We start from the raw sequence: 6,204 nt of genomic DNA, 5'->3' as shown, positions 1-6,204 counted from the left end.
ATTTTATATTCTACAGTATTTGGTGAGCTAGGGTAGTTTGCTTTTAGATAAATAAATCGCCCTCCCCCAACATCATATTTAAAGTAAGGTGAAGTTGGATATTTAATGTCAAAAATTGTTTCAACGCCCAAACCAAATATATTCCTGCACATTGGTTTTTTCATGAATCCAAAGTTTTGCAAAGCAAGTTCATTTCCATTCATTGTCGAAATAGATAACACCTCGTTTCTTTCTACACTTTCGATTCCGCCATCAGGAATATAGCAATTGGCAATGGAGTTAAAACTAAAAAAAACAACAAGTAAAAAAAACAATCTCATGATTTATCCCTCACCGACAAATATAAACTTTACTTTCATCAATCGTTTTGCCGAAAGTGATTGAGCATGAAAGTCCCTGTTGTTTATTGACCGCCACTTTTATCTCTGATGGCACTTCATTGGTGCGAATAAAGAGCTGACTCCCCTGGCCTACCACGCCGATATTGTGCCCGTGGCTATCTTCGATTTCGTAACCAAACGTCAGTGGTGAACCATCAGGGCGCTGCGCCCGGATATACCAGGGTTTACGTTGGTCGGTATCAAACGTTGCCAGCACAACCGCTCCCCGGTACGGCGCTGCGCTACGGCGATTACCTTGCAGGTCGGTTTCACTCTTGGCATTAGACACATCCAACGTCAGGTGGTTTTCACGATAAGGCGTTAAGCCGTCGTAGACCACCACGCCATTGCGGTTGGTGGTACGGTATTTCTGCCCATTCACATATGCCCCTTCCAGACCCGGTGCATGCATTACGGCAAATGTTTCTGATAGCCGGTTGGCTAAATTCACGCCCCCAGACCAGGCCACCAGCCCCCCGGAAATACTGCCGCCAGTTTGTGTATATTTAGACGACTGGCTGTAGCTGCCGTTAAGCGTCGCAACTGGCGCATTCCACGTCAGATTGCCGCCTGCCGTTGTTTCGCTACCCTGCCGTTGATGACTGAGATTCACCCCATAGTTAAACTGATCGCGACTGCCTGCGGTGCCGGAAAACCCGGTATTGTTGGATGCAAAGCCATCGTCATCAAAGGTCGTTGAGTTAGATACATACAAATGTCTGCGTGGACTGCTAATATCATCGCCCCAGTCGAACGGAATAGAGATAAAGACGTTAAAACGTTTATCTTCATGATGATCTTCATCGTAAGTCTGGCTGGCGGAAAAGGTATAGCTAATCCGTTGCCAGCTATTGGAATAACTCACCTGATAGTCTTTACTGTTACCGCTCCGCCCCCAGTAGTCTCGCCACAGCGTACTGAGCGAGAATGAACCCCAACCTTGCGGCAGAGACTGGCTGACGTTAGCCGAAAAGCTGTTTTTACGACCAAAATCATTCTGGTAATAATCCGCGATGTCATACACATCATTTTCATCGCGATGATAGTTGTTCTTATTGTTTGCCCAGACATGATCGTTAAACGTGCGATAATCCCGTGATGAGTAGCGATACGCCGCCAGGCCAAAACGCGTGGCGGTTTGCGTCAAATACTTGTTATAAGCAATCTGGTAACTTTGCCCGTCAAACACATCGCCATTATCCTGTTTGCTGTGCGATTGTGTCGCATCGACGGAAATCGCACCGATACGCGTGTTCCAGCCGGTACCAAGCGTAAACGCATTGTAGTTATCTGCCAGCATGGTGCCGCCATACAGCGTTAACAGATTATTCAGCCCGTATTGGTAGCTCATTTGTGCAAAGTCGGTCTGATTACTGGCGCCTTCGATATGACTACGTCCAGCGGCAAAATCATATTTTGACACGCCGGGTTGCAACATATTGGGCACCGCAGCATAGGGCACCAGATAGGTTGTTACCGAGCCGTCAGCCTCTTTGATACTGACGTCAAGATCCGCTCCCCCTCCAGCCAGCTGCAAATCAGCAATGGAGAACGGGCCAGGCGGAACCTCTTTCTGGTAAACCACAAAACCGTTTTGTTCGATGGTAACCAGCGCGTTGCTTTGCGCAATCCCCTGAACCAGCGGCGTAAAATTCTGCTTTGAGTTTGGCAGCATCTGCATATCGCGATACAGCCGCACGCCACGAAAGCGCACTGCGTCAAAAATATCTGATGAGGTATACATATCCCCGGCACGCAGGGTGCCGAGAATTTGCGGGATTCCGCGTTCCAGATACAGGGTGTTGCTTTTCCACTCCCCGTTGCTGTCATCGGTTTTGTTATAGCTGGCATCGGAATGCAACTGCCAGCCCAGCAGATTTAACCCACTGGTAAAGCGCGCATAGGTACTTTTACTGTTACCAGAATCCTTATAGTCGCTGTAATACTGGCTGGCATAGTACGAGGTATAGAAGGCATTGATGCCACGATCCCAGTTTTCCGGAGGAACATAGCCATTCTCAAGCTCATCGACATACGCCTGCGGAACGCTGAGATCCAGGCGAAACGTGCCGATATTCCAGGCGTAACTGCCTCCCTGTACCGCCTGCTTTAGGGTTGGGCATTCATTCTGCTGGTCCAATGCTTGTGTATTTATCCCCAGACGCGTTAATGCGTCACGGGATAAACAGGTGTCATCCGGATTATCCTTAACGGTTATTTCATACTTACCACGCCACTGCTTATTGACGTAGATATCAATATCATATTGGCCTGGCAGTGGTTGGTTATCATCGAGGCGAAAATTTGAGACTTTTTCGCCTTTCATACCGCCCATCATAAAGTGGGTGTCAAACGTATCTTCTGCAGCCTGGGCGTCAATGCCAACCAACAACAGTAGTATTGCCGAAGCAAGCGGAGTCATCCTTAACATAACCAGCTCCTGTTATTTTAGGCTGACGTTATCACTAATATAATTGCCGTGATCGTCAATAATGGTCATTTTATACTGATTGGCATTAGTATTTTTCAATGCCACATTCGCACTGGAGAGCGGAGCAAGCATAATACTTTCATTGTTGATTTTGACATTATTAGCTTTAACTTCTGTCACCGTAACCCAGTTAGCAGCATCATTTCTGATAGAATAACTATTACCACTGCGTGTTAACGCCAGTTTATGGAAAGTATTTTTATTAACGGCGGCAATACCTTTTGGCCGATAAAAAAGTTTAATTCGATTCTGCATGGCGAATTTGAGTACATTTTTTCCGGCGCTATCGGGATTATTCGGTGGAATATCCAGTACATTAAGAAAAAATAAACTCTCTTTATCGTTAGGCAGCGTATTCGGCATTTTTTTAATTTTCAGTTGCTGGCCTGAATCTCCGGGAATCTTCGCTACTGGAGGTGTAAGCATAAAGGGTACGTTAATTTTTTCCGGCGGTAATGACGTATTGCCGTCATCAATCCATGATTGCACCAGTGACGAACGCTCCCCTTGGTTCATCAACTGTACCAGAACTTCATTTTTTTCTGCTGGGTAGATTACGCGAGTACCATAAATCACGATCCCTGCGTGTCCAGAAAAAGAGCATATCACAAGCATTGAGATAAATATTCGTTTCATACGGTGCCATCCAAAATAATGCCGGTAATAATTACCGGCAAAATAATTTATTCAGCCGAAACAGAAAAAGTGACTGTGGCGCTAAGTTGACCATTTTTAACCGGATTTAAATTCAATCGAGAATAGTCGGCATCAAAATTCAAAGTATAGATCTCCCCTTCCCCTCCCAGCGTTTTATTTAAAGATGAAATATCAATAACGCCAGTTTTATCAATATGCTTTTCGTCCATTTTAAGTTTGAAACCAACGTTAGTATCCGCCCCTGTTGACGGTTTAATAATGCCGCCATCACCAAAAACAACATTTGTGATATTAATGCTTGTTAACTTCGAATTCCCAGGGCAAATTATCTTCATATTTGTTGCTTTTTGGGCATTGCCTTCAACCACCTCCCCGACCGCTTTATTGGCGAAAAGTGATGCATCAACGGCATTCAATTGAAGAATTTCAGAGTCTTTGCCACTGTCAAAATAGCAAGAAGATCCTTTAATTTCCCCATTAATAGTTAGAGTACCCTCTTCATTATTAGCAGCAAAAGCCCCAGCACTCATAAACACAGCAGACAGTACAGCAGCAGAAATAATTGAGCGTTTCATAATATCTTCCTTAATAAAGTAATTTCTATTTATTACCAGGGGTCGGCCCTTGAAATTAAATTCGCACAGCATAAACGTTACCGCAATGTAAACATGTTGTTTTTTTGATTTAAGACAAGTTACAAATAGCAATATAATTGCAACAAATAAATATCATAGATATTATTATCGACTTTAATAAATTAACGTAATTAATCGTTAGATATCATTCTTCAGGCCAAAAAAAAGCCCCCATCTCTCATTAAAATGATGGGGGCCTACTATGCAGTACGCTTTTTTAATCGTAGCGATTTAATACTATCTGCCGCGAAGAATCCCCAGGAACAGCGACGATACGGGTCACAACGCCTTGTGCTGGAGCAGTCATCACATTGTTGATATCTGCACTATGCACAGTCTGACCACACCGCTGTTGCACAGTACTATCCACGACATCAGTGCTACAGGTGGGTTCAACTATCTTGCCAGTAATGGTCAAGGTCGCGGTATCAGAAGCAAAAGCAGACGTGCTAATTCCATAAGCCAGAGTGATAATTCCCAAGAATAAACTAATTTTCATGTGTTCATTATTCCTGTAAGGGGTCAGAAACAGCGAGCAAGCTGCTTGTCCGTTGAATTATGGGATAACTTCCCTGCTAAAACCAATTGAAATTGTAGATTGATGAGATTGGTATGATCAATTTGAATGATGCATTAAGAGGAATTATTCGGAAAAGAACACGAATTATAGTGGCATGATGAATAATATTGGGCAGTTTGTTCACTCAATATATTCACCGCATCAATATATCATTAATACGGTGAATACGTACAACACCTTTCGCATCAGAAAAAATTACACCGCGCGGAAGGCAATTTCCCCCGGAATAACCTCTCCCTGCCAGTAGAGTTGGGCGGCGACACGACCGGCCAGATCGCGGTAAATCGCGGTGAATTCACTGTCAGGACGACTGATAACCGTCGGCATACCGCGGTCGAGATCTTCACGCAAGGAAATATGCAGCGGCATCTGTCCCAGCAGTTGGGTGTGATATTGCTCAGCCAGCTTTTGTGCGCCACCCGTGCCGAAAATCGGTTCATGATGACCGCAGTTGCTGCAAATATGCATGCTCATATTTTCAACAATGCCCAGCACCGGTACTTCCACTTTTTCGAACATCACGATGCCTTTTTTCGCATCGATAAGCGCAATGTCCTGCGGCGTGGTGACCACTACCGCGCCCGTTACCGGAATGTTCTGCGCCAGCGTCAGCTGAATGTCACCGGTGCCCGGCGGCATATCCAAAACCAGGTAATCAAGATCCGGCCATAAGGTTTCTTGCAGCATTTGTAACAACGCTTTGCTGGCCATTGGACCACGCCACACCATCGCATTGTCGTCAGTTACCAGATACCCAATGGAATTGGTTGCCAGGCCATGAGACATAATCGGCGCCATATGGGTGCCATCTGGCGAGGTTGGACGCTGATTTTCCGCACCGAGCATGGTCGGAATGGACGGACCATAAATGTCGGCGTCCAGAATGCCTACTTTCGCCCCTTCGGCTGCCAGCGCCAGTGCCAGGTTCACCGCAGTAGAGGATTTACCCACACCACCTTTGCCGGAACTCACGGCAATGATGTTTTTCACACCATTAATACCCGGCTGGTTTTTCACACGCTTCAGCGTCGCAATGTTATGCGACAGCTTCCAGTCAATGGCTTTAGCACCGGTAATACGCAGTAAATCGGCACTGCATTGCTCTTTTAATGCTTCAAACGCGCTGTGCCATACGAATGGCATGACCAGCTCAACGTGCAACGTGTCGTCCATCCAGGCGACATGATGCAACGCTTTCAGCGTCGTCAGATTATGCTTCAGGGTTGAATGCTGAAAATTCGCCAGCGTCCCAGCGACCATGGCGCGCAGGGTTTCTGGTGATTTGGCCTGGGATTGTGCGTTCATCCCGACTCCTTTTTGTTGTTCTGAAAGTACAATAGTCACCAGGTAGTTTACTCCAACCGCAACAATTATTCATTTACGGATAAATGCCCTTATCGCTTGGCGCAGTAATTACCATTTTGGTACTATCAAAGCCCTTTTCACTACAAAAGAAGTAAT

At 45.5% G+C, this 6,204-nt stretch carries 6 protein-coding genes; all 6 read right to left on the bottom strand.

All coding sequences use genetic code 11. The features are described 5' to 3' along the window. Positions 1 to 320: hypothetical protein (locus tag NNO03_RS12245; protein WP_271449635.1), on the bottom strand; the 320-nt coding region annotated here is incomplete at its 3' end. A 10-nt stretch (positions 321 to 330) separates the two neighbouring features. Then, positions 331 to 2,811: a fimbrial biogenesis outer membrane usher protein gene (locus NNO03_RS12240; protein ID WP_271449634.1), complete on the bottom strand. Its 2,481-nt coding sequence runs from the start codon at positions 2,809 to 2,811 to the stop codon at positions 331 to 333. A gap of 12 nt (positions 2,812 to 2,823) precedes the next feature. Further along, complete coding sequence (locus NNO03_RS12235) at positions 2,824 to 3,507, bottom strand: fimbria/pilus periplasmic chaperone (RefSeq protein ID WP_086523388.1); 684 nt, start codon at positions 3,505 to 3,507, stop codon at positions 2,824 to 2,826. Positions 3,508 to 3,554: 47 nt separating this feature from the next. Next, a complete protein-coding gene (locus tag NNO03_RS12230) occupies positions 3,555 to 4,103 on the bottom strand; it encodes a fimbrial protein (RefSeq protein WP_271449633.1) in 549 nt (182 codons plus the stop codon). Between the two features lie 277 nt (positions 4,104 to 4,380). After that, a complete protein-coding gene (locus tag NNO03_RS12225) occupies positions 4,381 to 4,662 on the bottom strand; it encodes a DUF2574 family protein (protein ID WP_271440047.1) in 282 nt (93 codons plus the stop codon). A gap of 276 nt (positions 4,663 to 4,938) precedes the next feature. Next, positions 4,939 to 6,048, bottom strand: a complete 1,110-nt coding sequence (gene apbC / locus NNO03_RS12220; protein ID WP_040230634.1) for an iron-sulfur cluster carrier protein ApbC — start codon at positions 6,046 to 6,048, stop codon at positions 4,939 to 4,941. Between the last annotated feature and the right edge of the window lie 156 nt (positions 6,049 to 6,204).

It is taken from the genome of Citrobacter sp. Igbk 16 (assembly GCF_028069755.1).
Classification (GTDB): domain Bacteria; phylum Pseudomonadota; class Gammaproteobacteria; order Enterobacterales; family Enterobacteriaceae; genus Citrobacter.
The sequence above is the reverse complement of the archived record's forward strand: the minus strand, read 5'-3'. Positions and strand labels throughout refer to the sequence as shown.